The 19,923-nt window shown below is 64.4% G+C and carries 15 protein-coding genes; 10 read left to right on the top strand and 5 right to left on the bottom strand.

Annotated elements, in window-relative coordinates:
- Positions 1–33: 33 nt before the first annotated feature.
- The 4 genes from ASB57_RS24910 to ASB57_RS31190 all read left to right on the top strand — a co-directional run bounded on the left by ASB57_RS24910 (position 34) and on the right by ASB57_RS31190 (position 3,961).
- Positions 34–951 (top strand): LysR substrate-binding domain-containing protein, encoded by a 918-nt coding sequence (locus ASB57_RS24910; RefSeq protein WP_057654611.1) that lies wholly within the window; start codon positions 34–36, stop codon positions 949–951.
- A 118-nt stretch (positions 952–1,069) separates the two neighbouring features.
- Positions 1,070–2,062 carry a tripartite tricarboxylate transporter substrate binding protein gene (locus ASB57_RS24915; protein WP_057654612.1) on the top strand — a complete coding sequence of 331 codons (993 nt, stop codon included), beginning with the start codon at positions 1,070–1,072 and terminating at the stop codon, positions 2,060–2,062.
- Positions 2,063–2,088: 26 nt separating this feature from the next.
- Positions 2,089–3,387 carry a M28 family peptidase gene (locus ASB57_RS24920; RefSeq protein WP_057654613.1) on the top strand — a complete coding sequence of 433 codons (1,299 nt, stop codon included), beginning with the start codon at positions 2,089–2,091 and terminating at the stop codon, positions 3,385–3,387.
- A gap of 424 nt (positions 3,388–3,811) precedes the next feature.
- The gene (locus tag ASB57_RS31190; RefSeq protein WP_156414261.1) at positions 3,812–3,961 is read left to right on the top strand and encodes a hypothetical protein; all 150 of its coding nucleotides are present in this window, start codon (positions 3,812–3,814) and stop codon (positions 3,959–3,961) included.
- A gap of 96 nt (positions 3,962–4,057) precedes the next feature.
- Here ASB57_RS31190 and ASB57_RS24925 read toward each other — a convergent pair whose 3' ends face one another.
- Together ASB57_RS24925 and ASB57_RS24930 are read right to left on the bottom strand one after the other, a co-directional pair.
- Positions 4,058–4,633 (bottom strand): YSC84-related protein, encoded by a 576-nt coding sequence (locus ASB57_RS24925; protein WP_057656421.1) that lies wholly within the window; start codon positions 4,631–4,633, stop codon positions 4,058–4,060.
- 166 nt (positions 4,634–4,799) lie between these two features.
- Complete coding sequence (locus ASB57_RS24930; RefSeq protein ID WP_057654614.1) at positions 4,800–7,310, bottom strand: glycogen/starch/alpha-glucan phosphorylase; 2,511 nt, start codon at positions 7,308–7,310, stop codon at positions 4,800–4,802.
- Positions 7,311–7,639: 329 nt separating this feature from the next.
- Here ASB57_RS24930 and ASB57_RS24935 point away from each other — a divergent pair, with 329 nt between their 5' ends.
- The 3 genes from ASB57_RS24935 (at position 7,640) to ASB57_RS24945 (ending at position 11,210) form a co-directional block, all read left to right on the top strand.
- Complete coding sequence (locus ASB57_RS24935) at positions 7,640–8,542, top strand: hypothetical protein (RefSeq protein ID WP_156414262.1); 903 nt, start codon at positions 7,640–7,642, stop codon at positions 8,540–8,542.
- Between the two features lie 2 nt (positions 8,543–8,544).
- Positions 8,545–9,687: a hypothetical protein gene (locus ASB57_RS24940; protein ID WP_057654616.1), complete on the top strand. Its 1,143-nt coding sequence runs from the start codon at positions 8,545–8,547 to the stop codon at positions 9,685–9,687.
- A 122-nt stretch (positions 9,688–9,809) separates the two neighbouring features.
- On the top strand, positions 9,810–11,210 hold the full coding sequence (locus ASB57_RS24945; protein ID WP_057654617.1) for a hypothetical protein: 1,401 nt from the start codon (positions 9,810–9,812) through the stop codon (positions 11,208–11,210).
- Here ASB57_RS24945 and ASB57_RS24950 read toward each other — a convergent pair.
- Positions 11,180–12,244: a DUF481 domain-containing protein gene (locus tag ASB57_RS24950; RefSeq protein WP_057654618.1), complete on the bottom strand. Its 1,065-nt coding sequence runs from the start codon at positions 12,242–12,244 to the stop codon at positions 11,180–11,182. The two genes, ASB57_RS24945 and ASB57_RS24950, sit on opposite strands and share 31 nt — an antisense overlap.
- Positions 12,245–12,518: 274 nt before the next feature.
- Here ASB57_RS24950 and ASB57_RS24955 point away from each other — a divergent pair, with 274 nt between their 5' ends.
- Positions 12,519–13,652 carry a DNA repair exonuclease gene (locus tag ASB57_RS24955; protein ID WP_057654619.1) on the top strand — a complete coding sequence of 378 codons (1,134 nt, stop codon included), beginning with the start codon at positions 12,519–12,521 and terminating at the stop codon, positions 13,650–13,652.
- Positions 13,649–16,324 carry an AAA family ATPase gene (locus tag ASB57_RS24960; RefSeq protein ID WP_057654620.1) on the top strand — a complete coding sequence of 892 codons (2,676 nt, stop codon included), beginning with the start codon at positions 13,649–13,651 and terminating at the stop codon, positions 16,322–16,324. Before ASB57_RS24955 ends, ASB57_RS24960 begins: the two co-directional genes overlap by 4 nt.
- A 12-nt stretch (positions 16,325–16,336) precedes the next feature.
- On the opposite strand, the gene ASB57_RS24965 is transcribed toward ASB57_RS24960, so the two are convergent.
- Positions 16,337–18,604, bottom strand: a complete 2,268-nt coding sequence (locus ASB57_RS24965) for an ATP-dependent helicase (protein WP_057654621.1) — start codon at positions 18,602–18,604, stop codon at positions 16,337–16,339.
- A gap of 52 nt (positions 18,605–18,656) precedes the next feature.
- Positions 18,657–19,352 (bottom strand): LexA family transcriptional regulator, encoded by a 696-nt coding sequence (locus tag ASB57_RS31650; RefSeq protein WP_057654622.1) that lies wholly within the window; start codon positions 19,350–19,352, stop codon positions 18,657–18,659.
- Between the two features lie 166 nt (positions 19,353–19,518).
- Here ASB57_RS31650 and ASB57_RS24975 point away from each other — a divergent pair, with 166 nt between their 5' ends.
- A complete protein-coding gene (locus ASB57_RS24975; protein WP_156414263.1) occupies positions 19,519–19,902 on the top strand; it encodes a hypothetical protein in 384 nt (127 codons plus the stop codon).
- The last annotated feature ends 21 nt before the right edge of the window (positions 19,903–19,923 follow it).

A 19,923-nucleotide genomic window follows, 5' to 3' on the forward strand; every position in this document is an offset into this window, starting at 1 on the left:
CGTGCCTTGGGCTGATCCCGGCGTGAGTCCTTCATGAAAGGCTCGCGCCAGTCCCTGACGTCGCTGCGCATCTTCACGGCGTCGGCCCGGCATCTGAATTTCAGCCGGGCCGCGGAGGAACTCAGTCTTACCCAGAGCGCTGTCAGCAAGCATATCCAGGCCCTGGAATCGCGGCTGGGGGTCAGCCTGTTCAAGCGCCTGTCGGCGGGCCTGCGCCTGACCTACGCGGGCGCCCTGTACCTGGAACGGGTGTCCGCCGCCCTGCGCCTGCTCGACGAAGCCGATGCCCTGGTGGCCCACCCGGATGCCCGTGTGGCCTTGAATATCGCGGTTTCGCCGTCGTTCGCCCAGTTCTGCCTGATCCCCGGCTTGCGCGAGTTCTTCGAAGCGCATCCCGAAATCCGTATCAATGTGCGGCCGCGCCTGGTGCATGGGCGCGAAAAGGCAGAGCGCTTCGACGCGGAAATCCAGCTGCATACCGGCCATATGGCGGGCATGTCGGCGCAATATCTGTGCGGGCGGGAAATGGCGCTGGTGGGCGCCACGTCGTTGTTCGAGCGCAACCCGGTGCACGGGTTTGATGACCTGGCCAATGTGCCCCTGCTCAAACGCGCCCAGCGCGGCTACGGCTGGGATGAGTGGAAAAGCGAGGTGGCGTCCATGTGGCCAGGCCCGTCCGCCACCGCCCCCGAGTACGAAGGTTTCTCGGTGCTGTTGCCGGCGGTGCTGAATGGCCTGGGCGCCGCCATCACGCCCCTGTGCATGGTGCTGGATCCCCTGCGCGAAGGCGTGCTGCAACGGCCGCTGGGCGAAATCGTCGACGGCCGCTACGGCTATTACCTGATGCGGCCCCGGCCCGATGTGGGCGGCCCGGCGCTGCATGCGTTCTGCGAATGGATCCAGGCGCGCGCCAACCGGATCAACTCGGAAGTGGACGCGCTGCGCAAATAAAGAGCAATTGTTGCGCCGGTATTCCGAATTGGAATACTGCATGCCGATACGTCGCTTTTCGGAAATTTGCGCTGGAGGCAAAATTCAAGACTGTTTCCATAAGTTTCCGAGTCTTGCCATGATCTCCTTGCGTCCCATCAAGTCCATCAAGACCCTTCTTGGCGCCGTCTCCGTCGCGCTGACCTGCGCCGCGCCCGCCGCCATGGCCGCCTATCCCGAGCAACCCGTCCGCATCATCGTGCCGTACACGGCAGGTGGCAGCTCGGACGTGATCGCCCGCGCCATCAGCGACGAATTGACCGCCGAACTCGGCCAATCGGTAATCGTGGAAAACCGCGCCGGCGCGGGTTCCATGATCGGCACCGCCTACGTCGCCAATGAAAAGCCGGACGGCTACACCCTGCTGCTGGCCGACGTGCCCTTCACCATCGTGCCGGCCCTGTACGGTGACCGCGTCAAGTACGACGCCGCCAAGGATTTCGCGCCGATCTCCCTGCTGGGCCTGTCGCCCATGTACCTGTTCGTCAACCCCGGCTTCAAGGCGCAGACGGTGGCTGAACTGGTCGAAATGGCCAAGGCCAAGCCCGGCACGGTGTCGATCGGCTCCGGCGGCAATGGCTCGCTGACCCACCTGATGGCCGAACTGCTGATGTTGAACAGCGGCACCAAGCTGGTCCACATCCCCTACAAGGGTGCGTCGGCGGCCGTCAATGACCTGGCCGGCGGCCAGATCGAAACCAGCTTCACCACCATGCCCTCGGCCAGCGCCCTGTACCAGGGTGGCAAGATCCGCCCCCTGGCCGTGTCCAGCCCGAAGCGCCAGGCCGATACGCCCAACGTTCCCACCTTCGAAGAAGCCGGCGTGCCCAATATGACGGTGCAAAGCTGGTGGGGCCTGGTCGCTCCGGCCAAGACGCCCGCACCCGTGCTGGAGCGTTTGAACGCCGCCATGGCAAAGGTCATGCAGTCGCAGAAGGTGAAGACCCGTCTGAACAGCGTGGGCGTGAACCTGCCCGCCGACACCAGCGCCAAGGCCTTGCAGTCCTTCCTGACCGAAGACTTCGCCCGTTGGGCGGACGTGGTCAAGCGCGCTGACGTCAAGTTCGAGTAATTCACATTAGAAAAGAGGAGGCCGGGATGGAAGCCTGGTTGTCGACGGCCGGCGCTGATGCGGCGCTGATGGATGATTTCAACGCGATTTGCGCCTTCGGTGGCCGCCTTTCCGGCACTGGCCAGGATACCGCGGCGATCGCCTGGGCACTGGAGCGCATGCGTGCCACCGGTGGCACCGTGCGCAAGGTGCAAGTGCCGTACGACGGCTGGCGCGCCGGCCGCGCCGAGTTGCAGTTGCTGGGCGCCGAGCCGCGTACCCTGGCTTGCCGCGCGCTGCTGCGTTCTGCCTCGACGCCGGACGAAGGCCTGGTTGGCGAAGTGCTGGATCTGGGCCAGGGACGCGTGGAAGATTTTGAACGTGCCGGGGAAGCGGTGCGGGGCAAGATCGTGCTGGTGCGCCATGAGTATCCTTTCTCGACCACGCATTTGCACCGTCGTCGCAAGTACGACCAGGCGGTGGCGCGTGGGGCCATCGGCTTCCTCATCGCCAATCCCTTGCCCGGCCGCGGCGTGCTGTCGGGTTCGTCGGGACGCCCGCGCGGCGCTGCCGGCATCCCGGCTGCCTATATCGACTTCGAAGGCAGCCAGGCCCTGGCCGCTGCCGCCGCCGCGGGGCAGTGCCAGGTGCGCCTGGTGCTGACCGGCGAGGAACTGGAGAATGCGCTGGCGGACCTGGCCATTCTCGACATTCCTGGTGGCACCGACAGCCGCGTTGTCATCAGCGCGCACATGGACGGTCACGACCTGGGCACCAGTGCCCTGGACAACGCCACCGGCGTCGCGGTCGCCCTGGCCGCCGCGCGTGCGCTGGCGCCGCGTATTTCGGCCCGGACGCATGGCCTGCGGGTCTGTTTCTTCACGGCCGAAGAGTGGGCGTTGACCGGGTCGGCGCGTTATCTGGACGACATGGATCCGGCTGAGCGCGCGACGATGAAGCTGAACGTCAACCTGGACACGGTGGCCGGCCACAGCGAACTGACGGCGATGATCAGCGAGTATCCGGCGCTGGCGCCGTTCGTCACGGCCGCCGCCGCGGATGCCGACACCACGGTGGATACGTATCTGCCTTTCATGTCGAATTCGGATCACGCCAACTTCGCGCGCCACGGTATTCCGGCGCTGCGTTTGACGGCGGGTTTCAATCGGCCGGATTCGAATGTGAACAACATCCTGGCCGCCGGCGACGTTCCCGCCGTGGTCGATGAAGCCGACCTGCGCAACGCGCTGCGGGCTACGTGTGCCATGGCATGGCGGGGCTTGTCGATGTCGCAGGAAGCGCTGAACGCACTGACCGTGGACAGCAAATGGACGGCTGCCAAGTGAATGGGGATGTAGAAGGGGGTTCCCCCCTTCACCCCGATCCCTTCGGGTGGATGGGCCGGGGCTCCCTGCTTCATCCCGATCCCTTTGCGTGGATGGAAAGGGGTTCCCTCGTTCATCCCGATCCCTTCGGCTTGATGAACGGAGCGGCGGCGTCCACTGTGATCCCGGTGCGTGGATTGACCGGCCCCCTGCGAATCGGGGGGTGAAGGGGGGCTCCCCCCTCTTTAATAAATAGTCGTAAGTCCGAATTTTTCGGAAATTTCCTACGCCAGTTGTAATGGAGGAGATCGTTCTAGTCCGAATCATTCGAACTAGAATCATCGGCTTTCCATTCCACCGGCCAGGACTCACACGCCATGATGCACATCTCCTTCTCCCAAGGCTGCCACCCCCTCTGGGTTGCGGCGACGAAGAGGAGGATGAAGTGCTGCGGGTCAAACGTTCCAGCACGGAAGCCTTGCTGGCGCAGCTCGTCTCCTGCCGGGCGGCCATGCATCCCTATGACCCCGGCAGCTCGACCCAAGACGTGTCCGGCTGCATAGCGGCCATCCCCGATTCCATGCTGCGGGCCTGAAGGCCTGACGACCCCTGTCGTCACTCAATGACTCGCGGACATGAAAAAAGCGCCCGCCGGAATGACCCGGCGGGCGCTTTTCTTACTGCTTCAGGCTTACAGATCCAGCTTGTTGATCTTCGTGCCTTCAACCGTCAGGTTGGCCATCAACCCGGCGTTGGTCAGCACGAAAGCCACCACCGCCTGGCGGGCGGTGTTGGTATCGACGGCGCCGTTGGCACCGATCTTGGCCAGCGCCACCGAGGCGTCGGCGCCGGCGGTCCAGCCGCTGCTGGCGCGGAATTTATCCAGTTCGTTCTGCGTCATGAACATGATCACGACAGCCTTGGATTGCGCGCCGGCCTGCAAGCCGAAGGAGCCGGTGGTCGTGCTGTAGTAGCCGGACGGCGTGCCGCCGACCTTCAGGACGCCTTGACCGTATTCAGCACCGAACATGAAGCCGGCGGCCAGCACGTTCGGGAACACCAGGATGCCCTTGGCGCGGCTGCCCATTTCACGGGAGCCGGGAACCGAGCTATAGAGTCGATTCAGGGTGGTATCGGCGCCGCTGTTCAATTCCTGGCGCTTGTTGGTATTGCTGCCGCCGGCTTGGTTGCCGGTGGTGGTGCAGGCGGCGAGAGCGGCCGTCATGATCAGGGCAGCGGGAATGGTCACGAATTTGCGGCGGTTCATCATTGTTATCTCCGGCTAAATGGAAAAGCGGCGGATGTCGCCCCGGTTGGCACGGTTGCTCAATCGACGGGAGGAAAAGCGACATTCGCTGCCTAGAGGCAACTGCCGTGCCTGACCTCATCAGTAACCCCCGTCGCTCCTTGAAATTGCTCGCTTTTCCGGTAACTCAGCGCCGTTCCACCGGTACCGCGTGGGCCTTCCAGATCCGGTCGCAGTACTCCCCGATGGCTCGATCCGAGGAAAATTTTCCCGATCGCGCGGTATTCAGGATCGACATGCGGGTCCAGTCCTGGGTATCGCGGTAGGCCTGATCCACCCTGCTATGGCAGGCGGCATACGAATCGTAGTCCGCCAACAGCATGTAAGGGTCGTGATTCAGCAGGTCGTTCATCAGCGGTTCGAACAAGGCGGTGTCGCCGCGCGAGAAGAAGCCCGACCGGATCAGTTCGATCACCGCGTGCAATTCGCTGTCGCGGCGCAGGAAGTCCAGCGGCCGGTAGCCTTCGCGCCGCAGCGTATAGACTTCTTCGGCGGTCAGGCCGAACAGGAAGAACACGTCTTCGCCGACCTCGTCGCGGATCTCGATATTGGCCCCGTCCATGGTGCCGATGGTCAAGGCGCCGTTCATGGCGAACTTCATATTGCCGGTGCCCGAGGCTTCCTTGCCGGCCAGCGATATCTGTTCCGACAGTTCCGCCGCCGGATAGACGCATTGGCCTACCGTGACGCTGAAGTTGGGAATGAAAACCACTTTCAGGCGATCGCGCACATCCGGGTCGTTGTTGATGACATCGCCGATGGCCGTGATCAGCTTGATCATCAATTTGGCGCGTACGTATCCCGGCGCGGCCTTGCCGCCGAAGATGAAGGTACGCGGCGTGATGTCCAGGTTGCGCTGCGATTTCACGCGGTGATACAGGGCCGCGATGTGCAGCGCCGACAGATGCTGGCGCTTGTATTCGTGGATGCGCTTGACCTGCACGTCGAACATGGAGTCCGGGTCGACCTTGATGCCGGTCTTGCGCAGCAGCAGCGACGACAGGTCTATCTTGTTGGCGCGCTTGACCGCGCGCCACTCGGCCGCGAAGGCGGCGTCGTCGGCGTACGGTTCCAGGGCCCGGATGCGTGACCAGTCCTTCACCCATTCTTCACCGATGCAGCGGGTGATCAGCTTGCCCATGCGGGGGTTGCTTTGCGCCACCCAGCGCCGCGGCGTGACGCCGTTGGTCATGCTGGTGAACTTCTCCGGCCACATGGCGTAGAAATCCTTGAGCAGGTCGCGCTTCAACAATTCGGAATGCAGGTCGGCCACGCCGTTGATGGCATGGCTGCCGACGCAGGCCAGGTGCGCCATGCGGACATAGCGTTCGCCGGACTCGTCGATCAACGACAGGCGGGCAATGCGGGTTTCGTCGCCAAAGAAGTGGATGCGTGCCTCGTTGAGGAAACGGGCATTGATCTCGTAGATGATTTCCAGATGACGAGGCAGCACCCGGCCGAACAAATCCAGGGGCCAGCGCTCCAGCGCTTCCGGAAGCAGGGTGTGATTCGTATACGAGAAGGTCTGGCGGGTGATGTCCCAGGCCCGTTCCCAGGGAACCAGATGCTCGTCGATCAACAGGCGCATCAACTCGGCGACGCCGATGGAAGGATGCGTGTCATTGAGCTGGATGGCGAAGGACTTGTGGAAGGACGTGACCGGCTGGCCCCGATGCAGCTGCAGGCGCAGCATGTCCTGCAGGGAGCAGGATACGAAGAAATACTGCTGCTCCAGCCGCAGTTCCTTGCCTTGCACGCTCTCGTCGTTGGGATAGAGAACCTTGGTCAGGTTTTCCGAAGTGACCTTCTTGTTCACCGCGCCCAGGTAGTCGCCGCGGTTGAAGGTGTGGAAGTCGAAAGCCTCCGTGGCTTCGGCCCGCCACAGCCGCAAGGTATTGGTGGTGCCCACGCGATACCCGGGGATGGGCGAGTCGAACGGCACCCCCGCCACGGTTTTCTCCGGGACCCAGCGCACGCGGAAACGGCCGCCGTCATCCGTATATTGTTCGGTGTGGCCGCCCAGCTTTATCTGTACGGCCCATTCGGCATGCTGGATTTCCCAGGGATTGCCATAGCGCAGCCAGGCGTCGGTGTTTTCCACCTGCCAGCCGTCCATGATGGTCTGGTAGAAGATGCCGTACTCGTAGCGGATGCCATAGCCGATGGCGGGCACTTCCAGCGTCGCCAGGGAATCGATGAAGCACGCGGCAAGGCGGCCCAGGCCGCCGTTACCCAGGCCGGGTTCTTCTTCCTGGCGCAGCAGTTCGTCCAGGTCCAGGCCCAGTTCACTCATGGCCAGGCGGATTTCGTGCGAGATGCCCAGGCTAAGCAGATTGTTGCCCAGGTAAGGACCCATCAGGAATTCTGCCGACAAGTAGGCCACCGTGCGGGCATTGCGTTTTTGATAGGTGGCGGTCGTATCGAACCAGGACCGCACCAGCCGGTCGCGCACCGTATGGGCCAGCGACTGGTAAAGATCGTTTTTTGAGGCGATTTCCAGCGACTTTCCCTGCGTATAGAGCAGGTGGTCAAGGAAGGCCCGTTTCAAGGACTCCCGCGACAGGGAGGAACGGTCGTGTTCGGGATGGGAGACGGCGGGGCCGCTGGCGGATACGGCGGCGCTTGCGGGATCTTTCAAGACGGGTCCTTGATCGAGCACTTGGATAAAAAATCCTAATCCAAAAAAGTGGCCAGTTAAAGGCGGCGGGTGGACGAAAGCGCAACAAAGATACGTGTGACTGGACGGCGCACGGCATCGCTTTTGACGCTGGAGCGACGCGTGCGGTTGCGGACCCGCTGGCAATTCGCGCCGCGAACGCCTTCTGGCAGGGATCAATCGGGCGATAGCCGTTACTTAGCTGGATCGGCGCGGACGCTGTTCTGCCTCCTCTGCGTTTTTATTCCAGATGTACCTGTCTGTAATGAAAATTTATCTTTCCCGGTCTTTGCTCCTTCAAGTCTGAATTCATGGCTTCTCCTGTCACTCCCATCACTTCCGTGGCTGCCTCGCTGCCTCCGGTCAATGTTGGCCGGACGCGCGACTTCGGCAAGCAAGGCGAATATTTCGAGGCCACATCCGGCGAACCCAGGGCCACCGGCCACCGCAAACGTGCCAGGCTGTGGCGTCCGTACAGCAAGGGCGGCGTCAAGAAAAAATACCGCCCGGCCGAAAAGAAGAAATCGGCCAGGGAGTTGTTCGAGGCGCTGCTGCTCAGTGCCAACGGCGCGCAGGTCCTCAACGACGCATGGCTTAACCACACCCGATCCAAGGAAAGCAAATCCAGGGACGACAGCGTGGACGGCATCGACCTGTCCGGTATGCCGCGGGTCATCCAGTCGCACTCAAACGCTGCCCGCAAGGCAGACGCCCATCTGCTGCGGATACTCAAGAAACAAGGATTCGCCACCCGGCACGGCCAGGGGCGCTCCGCCGCCGGCACAGCGCGGAACGCGGCCCGCTACCGGGAAAAACTGGCTCAGGCCATCGAGTCGTTCAAGGCCCTGTCCATCACTGCCCTGGACAAGGCCACCACGGCACCGTTGGATCAGGTGTCTCAACTGACTGGCGTGCAAGGCTTGCGTGAAGAGGACATCCGCAGGCTTAGCAGCGAAGCCTTGCAAGCGCTGGTCGCGCCGTCGATCGATATGGTGAAGGCGATTTCCGCGCAGCATCCCGACCCCCAGAAAACCAGAGCCGCCTTCGGCGACCTCGTCGATTTCTGCGCTCGGCAAAATGACCAGGGCGTGCGGCCAGGCATCGCCATGGAGAAAGGCGTGCAGCGTGTGCCCGGGGCTACGCTGGTCTCGTCAGCCATCGTACTCATCACCAATTTGTCGGGTCATGCCCGTCGCGTGTTACTACCCTTTTAGGAATGACCACCTTTCGTGCCCTCGTGTGCGACGTCACGGGCTCGGAGGCCAGGAAAGCGGCGTATCGGGTAGTCCACGACGATTTCTGCGCCGAAATTTTCCACGAGGTCGCCCAGCGTCTCGATTGGCCGCCGCCAAGCGCCAGCGCGCTTCTGGCCGCCGAGCCGGCGCAACAGGGCGAGCATCTGCGCGCCTTTTTGGACGATATCCCCGCCGTCTGGCGGCGCACACGCGTGCAATTGTGCGAGCTTGGCGGCAATCATCCGCAGATCTGCCTACATGCGGGGCATCTGGTCTGGGTGTTGATCGCCACGGTGTTCGAAAAGATCAGCCCGCAGGTCTTGCAGGTCGCCCTGCGGGAGCTGCCGGATGCGCGGCTGGCCATGCTCTACGCGTACGGCACGTCCCATCTGCGGATGTTCCAGTACGTCGCCCGCCACGACCTGCACCGCCGTTTGGCGAATGCCAGGTCGGCCGCACAGGCGGTGACCCGCGAGATCCAGGAATCCGGGGAGTTGGGGCTGATGCCCGATGCCGGGATGTTCCGCGAGCTGGCCATCAGCCTGCGGCGTCAGGCGGCCCTCCATCAAGTGCTGGAGGGCGGCGCTGCCGCCACGGTGGCCGCTGCCGCCGCGGAAGTGATTTCGGCGTCCGCAATCGGCACGGGACTGACGCGGGACCTGCAGGTGGTGCTGGACGTGCTGCTGTTGCTCGCCGGGCGAGGCCAGGACGAAATGCCGCAAGAACAGGCGGAAGCCAGTGTGCTTTCGCTGCTTACCTTTGCCGACGCCAAGCTGATGGCGCATGCGCCGGCCTGCTGCCGCGCTGCCCTGGCCACCCAGCAATTCGTCGACTTCGCGCGTAACTGGAACACGCCCGTCTTCTTCGACGGCGACGGTCAGCCCTTGCGCCTGCTGCGCGTGCAGGCCGTACGCGCGGCGCCTGTCGACGACGGTAACGGCAATGCCATGCCGCAGATCCAGCTGGTGTCGTCCATCAGCGTGCGTGGCAGGCATTCCCCGGTGACGCTGATCGTCGTGGTGCGCCTGGACGAGGATGGCACCTTGATCGGGCTGGCGGATTATGCGCAGCTGCGCGGCGCGTGGCCTGTCAGCGATACGGGAAAATTCTCCGCGCAGGTGTAGCGGGCGCCGCTTACGACCACTACTCGCGCTCTCTAGTATTTCGATGCAGGGGCCTGGACGGATTCAGGCGGTCGACATCAATACGCTTGCTTAGACGCTGGCAGGTAGCTTGGAGAGTAGTCGTGTGCACCCAGAATCTTGCTGCTGTGTTCCCCACTGCGTCCGGCCATATCAGACTGGGTGCCACTGACTCAAAGCCGGCAAACGATGCGGAGTACCCGGGGCGGATAAAGCGTCCGGGCCTGGCCGAGCAGCTTCTCTTCAAAGTGAGGGCGATATCGTCCGAGGGCAGACGGGCCCGCAACCTGAAGCTGATGAAGCACATGGACTTCAAGCTGGAACAGGATGTCGGCCGCTTCGTCCAGATCGTCGAAAAGAATCGCATCCGGCGCACTGGCGCCCAGCCCGGCGCCGGTGACCTCTTGCGGATTCGCGAGGAGGCCGCCGCGCTGGGCAAGATCAGCCATCGTGTCAAGGACATCCAGGGCTTCAAGGCCAGCGCGCGTTCGGCGGAAGAGGTCGGCGCCAGATTTGCGAAATATCGTCCCGCGAACGCTTCCTCCGACACGATCATCGATCGCCCATTCGCACGGAACCAGACCGGCCCGGCTGCTCTCAGGAATGATCGCGTCTCCGAATATATGTTCGGCAACGGTGACGGCATCGCGCGGGCCCGCGTCAGTAATCTGATTACGCAAAGCACCAGGGGCCTGGACCTGGAGCGGCAGGCGATCGCAGAAAAAATCTTGAACCGCTTCGACTTCGCGCGCGACGACCATGCCGTCTGGCAGGTGCTTTCGGCGGGGGGGCTGGATCCGGAGGGCCTGCTGGACATCGGCTCCAGCCTGATGTTCGGGACACGGGTCGCGCCACTGGCCTCGAACGCGCAGGCTGTCGACCAGGGGAAGGCCTGGCCGCGTGCGACAGTCATCGAAAATACGAAGCGGGCGATCGACCTTTGCCTGGATCAGCTTTCTTCCAGTCAAAGGCGACAGATCAGGTCGGATCTCCAGCAAGCCGATGAAGACGCGCAATTGCTCGAGATACCGGTGCCGGACCGCTTGAAACGTGAGCGACTGGCCATCGATACGATCCGCGCCAGGTTGATCGAGCGGGAAACCGCCGCGCAACGCACCCTGACCTTGCACATCAACGACCATCGCGAGAGGGCAAAGGATATCCGGCACCTGCAGCGCCTGTTCGCCAGGACGAAGCCGCGCATCTGGTCCTCTTTCCTCAACCTTTTTCGCGGCCGGAACGCCCGCTATGAGACTCAGCAAGTTGCCCTGCGAAAATTCCGCGCGGGGCTTGCTGAGTTCGTGTCCGAGTTGAAAGGCAAATGCGGGTCGTATCTGGACGAGACCGCTTCAATCAGGACGGCATACTACGAAAGGATGGCCGTGGCAGTGGGCAGGCGCTATCAGGCATCCTTTCGCAACTTCGACATCGAGATAGAAACGCTGAAAAGTCTCCTGAGCGCCGACTCCCCGTCTTACCAGGACACGCCTATGCCGGTGCCGTAGATCGATTCGTTCATGGTCTGACGCGTGCCGCTGACCTGGTTGCGGGCATATTTCACGTAGACCGACAGGTGGCTGTTGATGTTGTAGCGCAGGCCGGCTTCGCCATTGATGCTGAATTGCGCGTTGGCCTCGAAGGGACGCAGCAGTTCCCCCTTGGTGTAGACCTGGAACATCTTGCCGCTCAGGTAGCGCGAGTAGTCCCAGCGCAGCGAACCAGCATATGAGGCCTCGCTGGTGCCGTCGTCGTAGCGGTAATGGACCCGGCCGGCCAGGGCGGACAGGGAGAAAGCGCCCATTTCGTCATCCCAGAACTGGTAGCCGGGACCCGTGCCGTAGGCCATCTGGCGGCGCACTTCCGAAACGGTGTCGGCGCGGTAAAGCACCCGTCCTTGCCAGAACGCCTTTTGCGTCAGGAAGCGATCCAGTGTGTAGTCGCCGCCATAGTTGTTGACGCTGACGCTGTCGTCGTCCTTGTTGCGGTTGTAGTAGCCGGTCGCCGTATTGCGCCACAGGCCGCGCCGGGCTTCCGCGCTCAGCGCCACGGCATACACCTGGCTTCTGTCGGTGGACTCTGTCTGCAACAGCGACGCGTCCAGCTTGCCCTTGAATGAGGTGTCGCCGAACAGTTCGTGATTGCGGTTGATGGAATTCAAGGAGGTCAGCGGCACGTCCTGGTGCAGGTCGCGCGTGTCGTCTTCCTCGGTGACCGCGCCAGCCAGAACCACCTTGCCCGGGTCGGCGCGCAACAGCTTGGCCTGATACTCGCGCGCATCGTTCTTGTCGCGGACCACCAGTTGATCCGTGCTCTGAAGCGTCTTCACGTGCTTGAAATCGACCCTGATGTCGCCGCCGTAGGACGTGTTGACCAACAGGATGCCGCCGTCCAGGGACTTGATCGTCCCGGTCAACTGGTCGCCGTTGTCCAGCCAGACGGTGTCGGCCAACGCGGCGCTGGCGGGCAAGGCGGCAAGTATCAGGGCCAGCAGGCGTTTGTGGTGGCGTTTCGCTCGGGGCGCCAAGGCGTGAGGCGGCATGTGTTTCCTTCTCTAAAGTTGTATCGCGTAACAAGTGCGGCGAATATTGCACGCCGCTGATAGCCGGGGAGTGGGCCACTCAACAAGTTTTGCGCGTGCGCTTGCCACGGCAAGAACCGCTGCCGCGCGCGCGAGTGCGCTGGAAGTCGATTGAGCTTGCCGTGCGCGAGTGTGCAGGACATGCAGGCCGGACCTGAGGCCGCTGCTAAACTCGCAGGCAAAAGTGGCGCCTTGAACATTGCGCCGGCTGGCGCACTGCCCATGGAACTCCCCCGTGCTCAAGATATTGCATACCTCCGATTGGCAAATCGGTAAGCTTTTTGGTCAATTCGATTCTGATGATGCAGCGTTGCTGGCCGACGCGCGCTTTCAGGTGGTTGAAGGCTTGGCGCGTCTGGCGCAGGAGGAACAGGTCGATCTGATCCTCGTGGCGGGTGACGTGTTCGATGCCCAGACCGTAGCGGATAGGACCATATATCGGCTGTTCAAGGCGATGGCAGGTTACGCCGGCCCCTGGGTCATGATTCCTGGTAACCATGACGCCGGACTGGCCGAATCGGTGTGGACGCGGGCCCGGCGCCTGGGTTCGGTGCCGGAGAATGTCACGATTTGCTTACGTTCCGAGCCCTTGATCCTGACGCAGCCGGCGGTGGCCATCCTGCCGGCGCCGATGACTCAACGTAATACTTACGTCGACTTGACCGAGTGGTTTGCCGGGGCCGAGACCCCCGCAGGCCTGCCGCGCATAGGCATGGCCCATGGCAGTGTCCAGGGCATCCTGGCCGAGGGCATAGACTCCACCAATCCCATCGCCGCCGATCGCGCGGCGCAAGCGCGCCTGGACTATCTGGCTTTGGGCGACTGGCACGGCACGCGGCAGGTCGACGATCGCGCCTGGTACAGCGGCACGCCGGAAACCGACCGCTTTCGCGCGAACGCATCGGGTTGCGCGCTGTTGGTCCATCTGGACGGCGCCGCGCCCCCGCGTGTGGAGGTGCGCGCCACCGGCCGCTATCGCTGGCAAAGCGTGGCCGTGAGCTTGCGCGTGCCGGGCGATGTGGACAGTGTCATCGCAACCCTGAACGGTTTGGCGGCGCAGGACGTGGTGCAGCTGGACATCGAAGGCCAGATCGATCTGGATGGACATCGTCGCCTGCTGGCCGCGATAGAACAGGCCCGTGGCACGGCGCGCGGCGTACTGGCGGACCTGGGCGGCCTGCGCCTGGCGCCGACCCAGGACGATATCGATGCCTTGCATGCCGACGGCTACGTGGGTGAGGTCATCGCGGAATTGCGGGTGGCGCAGGAGAATCCGGCGGCGCAGGGTGATGACGCCAGGATCGCGCGCGATGCGCTGGCGCTGCTGGCAGGCATGCTGGACACGCGTGCGGAAGGCGCATCCGCATGAAACTGTCCCGCCTTCGAATCGCCCAGTTCCGCCAGTTCCGTGACCCCATCGAGATCGATGGCCTGGCACCCGGCCTGAACCTTTTCACCGGCCCCAACGAGACCGGCAAGAGCACCATCGTCGCGGCCATCCGCGCCGCCTTCTTCGAGCGCTATCGCTCCAATAGCGCGGAGGACTACCGGCCTTGGGGCGACGGGTCGGCGGCCCCGTCGGTCGTGCTCGATTTCGAGCAGGACGGCGAGCAGTACCAATTGTCGAAAAGTTTTCTCGGCAAGAAGCGCTGCGAATTGCAGATCGGGGGCGCTGGCCAGGCCTTGCGCCGTCTCGATGGCGCCGAAGCGGAAGATTATCTGGCGACCCTGTTGGGTTTCCAGCACGCCAACAAGGGCGCCAGCAAGGCCGAGCACTGGGGCATCCCGGGTCTGCTGTGGATGACGCAAGGTACCGCGCAAGACGTGCGCGAGCCGCTGGCCCATGCCAGGAATCATCTGCGCACGGTATTGAGCAGCGCGGTGAGCGAAGTGTCCAGCAGCCAGGGCGATGACGTCATCGCCCGCGTCGAAAGCGCGCGCAATGAACTGTTGACGGCGCGTACCGGCAAGCCCACGGGCAGCTATCAGTTGGCGCTGGAACGGCGCGATACCTTGACCGCGTCCGCCACCCAGGTGGCGACGGAGATCGAGGAATACCGCCACAAGGTGGACGAGCTGGCCCGTCTGCGCCAGGCGCACGAGGCCGACGAGGCGCGGCCGCCCTGGCTGGATGCACGTGAGGATGAACGCGCGGCGGCACGGCGGCTGGAAGACATCCAGGGCATAGAACGCAGCCTGGGCGAACAGCGCCTGCGCGTGACGCAGATCGAGGACCGCGCAAGCTTGCTGCGCGCCCGCCTGGACGGGTTCGCCAAGGAAGGTCGGACAGCAGAAGCCAGACGCGCGGCATTGGACGAAGCCAGGCAGGCGCACGCGGCGGCGGCCGCGCTGGTCGCGCCATGGCGGGCACGGTTGGACGATGCCACGCAGCAATACGAAGCTGCCCGCCATGCCGCCCAGCACGCACGGGCGCGCGAGCGCCGGGCGACCTTGGACCGGGAACGCGCCACGCTTCGGGCCAGTGTGCTGGCGGCGACGCAGGCGCTGGCATCCGCGCAAGCCGAACTGCTGCGCCAGCAGGAGCACGGCCGCCGCGCCGCCGCCTTGCGCATTACGGACAAGGATCTGGCGACCCTGCGCGAACAGGCCCGCTTGCAACGCGAAGCGCAGCTGCGCCTGGCCGCGGTGGCGACGCGCCTGGAGTTCGCCCTGGATGCCGGCCAGACCATCGCGATCGATGGCGGCAACGTGCAGGGCAGCGGCGAACGCCAGTTGGCGAGCGCCACGGAAGTGGCCGTGCCTGGCGTCGGCCGGCTGACGATCACCCCCGGCGGGGCTGATCTGGCTGCCGTGCGGCATCAGGCCGAGGACGCGGGCGAACGCCTGGCTTCCGCCCTGCAGCGGCTGGACTTGCCGTCCATCGAGGCGGCCGAGGCGCGCGCGCGGGAATATGCCGTGGCCGTGGGCGCGGCTGACGTGGCGACCGGCACGCTCAAGGGTCTGGCGCCGCAAGGCATCGAGGCCTTGCGCGCGCAACTGACGAATGACGAGGCGCGTCTGCGCGAGGTGGAACAGGCGCTGGCGCAATTGGCCACGGCAAGCGAAGAAGGGCAGAGCGGGGCTCCGCTCACCGCGCAGGAAGCCGAAGTCCGCCTGCTGGCCCTGGAGCGCTCGCTCAAGCAGATCAATGCCGACCTGCACAAGGCGCAACTGGCCGAAGGCGATGGCCAGGCGCGCGTGAACGCCGCGCAGCGTGAAGACGATGCGGCGCAAGCCGTGCTCACCGCAAGCGGACGCCAGGACATGGTGGCGGCCACGCGGCAGGCCCTGGACGAATCGGCAGCTGAAGCCGCGTCCGCCCAGGCGCGTGTCGAGAACTTGCTGGCGCAGGTCCAGCAGGCCCGTCCCGACATCCTCAAGCAGGACCTTGAACGCTATCGCCGCAGCGCCGAGCAACTGGAGCAGGCCTTCCACCAACGGCGCGATACGCTGTTGCGCCTGGACGTGGAGCTGCAAGCCGCCGGCGCCCGCGGCCTGGAAGAACGGCAGGCGGAAATCGCGCGCGACCTGACGCAGGCGCGGCGCCATGCCCAGGAGCTGACCCATCGCGCCGAAGCCCTGGACCGGCTGTTGACCTTGCTGCGGGAAAAACGCGCCGCCTTGACGGCGCAATTGCAGGCACCCCTCAGGCAGCATCTGCAGCGCTATATACAGCTGCTGTTCCCGCAGGGAAATGTGGGCCTGGACGCCGACCTGATGCCGGGCACCCTGGCACGTGCCGGCAGCACCGGCCTGGAATCGGCGTCCTTCGACGAGCTGAGCTTCGGTGCGCGCGAGCAGCTGGGTGTCATCAGCCGCCTGGCCTACGCGGACCTGTTGCTGGAAGCTGGGCGGCCCACCCTGATCATCCTGGATGACGCCCTGGTGCACAGCGACGATCAACGGCTGGCGCAGATGAAGCGCATCCTGTTCGACGCGGCCACGCGGCATCAGGTGCTGTTATTTACCTGCCATCCGGCCAACTGGCGCGACATGGGCGTGGCGCCCCGCGCGCTGGAAGGCCTGCGCACGCGCGCTTGATCGGCTAGTGGGTCAGTGCCCTGGCGGCAGCCAGGGCCGCAGCGGCTCGATATCGACGCCTTCCGGCGCGTACCAGATCTTGCGCGTCGGGTCCCAACGCGCGCCCAGCTTCTTCACGTGTTCCTTGTCCGCGTAAGAGACCTTGAGCTCGCGGCGGCCGCTGTCGGCAGGCGTGCCGCGCGCGGGCGCGGACGCCCTGGCCCGCGCGCTGGTTGGCGTTTGGGTGACGGCATTGGCATTTGCTTGCGCCGCCGCCTTGGCCTGCCTTGCCGCCAGGTTGGTCTGCACGGCCGCGTCGGAGCGGGCCCGCGTCGCGGTGATTTCCATGCGCGCGATATAGGGGCTGCGCAACGGCTCGGCGGCGGGCGCGATCAGGGTCAGGCGTGCGCGGGCACGGGTCGCGGCGACATAGAACAGGTTTTCCTCTTCCCGCGCGGCGCGCAGGGGATGGGGAAATTCGCCGATCTCCAGGAAAGGCAGGATGACATGATCGAATTCCTTGCCCTTGGCCGATTCAACGCATTCAAGCAGCACCAGGTTCTTGCTGCGCCGCGCGGCCACGAAGGCATCGGCGGTGCCGATCCAATTCGCGAAATCACGCAGCGAACGGCCCGAATCCCGCGCCGCCGCGACGAAACCCTGAACCGAGCGGGTCACGACCTCGGTGTCGTAAGGATGCACGTACAGCCGCTGCGCCAGGTTTTCCACCGCGACTTCCTCGCAGATGCGCAGCAGCGCTTCATGGGCGGGCGCGTCGTCCGGCAGGCCCCGTACGTGATCGACGGCGGCCGCCATGCGGCGGCGCGCGGCTTCGGCGCCGACCCGCTGGATCTGGTACTGAAAGAACGTCTTCAACAGTTCAGGCTGTTTGGCGATATCGCGTTTGGCCTGCATCAGTTCTTCGGGTGTCAGCGGCACCTCGCCGAACAAGGCCAGCGCGGCGACGATATCTTCGCGCACCGGCATGGCTTCGACCGTGTGCAGATTGTCCAGCGCGATGGCCAGCATGCCGCGCAGGAACAGGATCTCCTCGCGGCGTAGATAGCTGGGCATGGTCTGCGTGCGATAGCCGATATCGGCCTGCATCAGCGCGTTTTCGATGGCGATCGATTGATGGCGGTCGCGCAGAAGAATGGCGCAGCCGTCCAGAGGATGCCTGTCTGCCTTCCAGCGCGTCAGGGCCGCGATGACCTGCCCGGCGCAGCCCGCGGCCGGGGGTTGGTCTGCCGCATAGAGCATGACGTCCAGGTCGGTTTTCACCGGCAGGCCGGAGCGCACCGGTTTGCGCTTGAACGCTTCCATGGCATGGGCCAGATGGGGGCCATGGCGCCAGGTCACCGTCAGCGGATAGTTCACAGTGGCGGGAAAGCGGGCGGCGAAGCGGCGGTCCAGGTACTGCTCGTCGGCGCCTAGCCGTGAGTGGATCACCTGGTCGCGGTCGCCGGCGCCGACGAAGTACACGGCCTCGCGACCATGGTCCGCGCCCGCGAGCAGCGTTTCCAGCACGGTATACGCGGCTTCGTTCACGTCATGCAGTTCGTCCGCCACCACCAGGCGATAAACGGGCAGGGCATCGGCGCACTCGGGGAAATCGCGCAGCAGGCGGGCCAGGTCGTAGGTGGCGTCCCAGGGGCCGCGGAATTGGGGCGTTTCGCCGCCGCCCTGGCGCAAGCGCTCGAATTCCTGGGCCCATAGAAGATCGGTCAGCGCGATGCCGCGGTCTTCGGCCACATAGGCCAGGGATTGCTCTTCGTCGCGGTCGCCCAGGTCCAGTGCGAGCCGGGCCTTGAGGTTCAACAGATTGTCCAGGAACTGGCTTACCGCGCTGTCGTGCGTGCGTATCTCCAGCTGGTCGACATAGGACGGATAGGCTTCCGCCAGGCCGTCCAGCGCATCGAGCGCCGGTTGCTTGAGGTCGCGGGCCGACAGCAGTTGCGCGGGCGCGTCGTCTTCCAGCCGCGCCAACACCCGTTGCGCCAGTTCGTCGAGGGTCAACACCGTCAATTGCGCCACGGTGGCCGCCGGCAGGCCCACGTCCAGCAGGCGCGCGCGCATCACCTGGCGGGCTTCCACCGTGAACGTCAGCGCCAGGATCGCTTGCGGAGCCAGGCCACGCGCCAGCGCTTCGCCCACCCGCAGCGCCAGGGTGGTGGTCTTGGCCGCGCCGGCGTTCGCCTGCACCAGGCTGATGCGCTGGCGCGCCAACTGGATGTCGCGTTGCTCGGACGTGGGGACCAGGCCGGCGGGGATGAATTGAGGGGCGGGGCTGTCGGTGGTCATCGGGTCTTGACGCATGCGGTGGATATGGGAAACGTGGCGGGGGCGGGAGACATCAGCATTCCACGAACTTGCCGATCACCACGCCGCATATCGTGGCCGTTGCGTCGATCTCGATCAGGCGCGGACCCGGCCAGTCCGGATTCAAGGCGCGCAGGTATTGGTGCTCGCCTTCGATCACCAACTGCTTGAACGTGGCTTCCTTCGAATCTTCGAAGCGCACCACCACGTTGCGGCCATGTTCCGCGGCGACGTCCGGGTCGACGAAGATAATGTCGCCGTCCTGGAACTTGGGCTCCATGCTGATGCCGCGCACGCGCAGTGCGAAGGTGTGCGGACCGTGCCGGCGCGGGCAGGCGTGCCAGACGTCCGCGTCGCCGGGCGCGAAGTTGTCGATGACTTCCGCCAGTACGCCGGCCTGCACCCAGGAAATCAGCGGTACCTGGCCCTGCATCGGCCGCGCCCGTGCGATGTCGTAGGCCACGGAGGGGGCTTCGATGCTTGCGGCAACCTCGACGCGGGGAGGCTGGCTGGCGTGATCCGTGTCCAGCCAATACAGGCCCAGGCCGAACGCTTCTTCCACCTTGCGCGCGGTGCCGTCGCCGATGTCCTTGGCGCCGGAGGCGTAGCGGCTGACCAGCGAAGGCGTGGAGTAGCCGAGCATGTCGGCGGCTTTCGTCTGGCTGCCTTCGCACAGGCGTGCGACGACATCGACGAAGTTCAGGCGGCGGATTTCTTTGGCGGATCGCATGGCGCGATTGGACCTTAAATTACCGAAAAGGTAAAGAACAAATTTTCTATGCCTCTCGAGGACATTTTCACGTTACTCAAGACAATTTTTATCTTATGATATTACCGTTAAGGTAATAGCATTTTCCTTCGCCGGACGTGAATGGACGACGGCCAACGGAGGGGTAGTGATGATGGATGCATCACTCAATGACAGCGTACAGATCGCCGCATGGATCAAATGGGTTTTCGGCAGCGGAGCGATGGGAGCTTTGGTCTCAGGCCTGGTCCTGCTGGCCCGGCGCATGTTGCGCAATGACCGGATCGCGGCGGTGGATACCCTGGAAAGCACCCGGTCCACCAAGGCGTTGGGGGATCTGACTGTGTCGCTGTTCGATGAGAACCGCAAGCTGCGGGCGGAGCTCGATCATAAAAACGCGATGCTCATTGCCGCATATCGGGACATGCTCAGCCAGGCCGACATGCCGGGCCACGATCATTCCGCGGGCGCGGCAGCGGACGTGGCCGAACTCGCGGGCAGCGTCGGCGTGAAGGGCCATGCCCAACCGTGACGCTTGCGCTGCCCGCGCGCA

The organism is Bordetella sp. N (genome assembly GCF_001433395.1).
In the GTDB taxonomy this organism is placed as follows: domain Bacteria; phylum Pseudomonadota; class Gammaproteobacteria; order Burkholderiales; family Burkholderiaceae_B; genus Bordetella_C.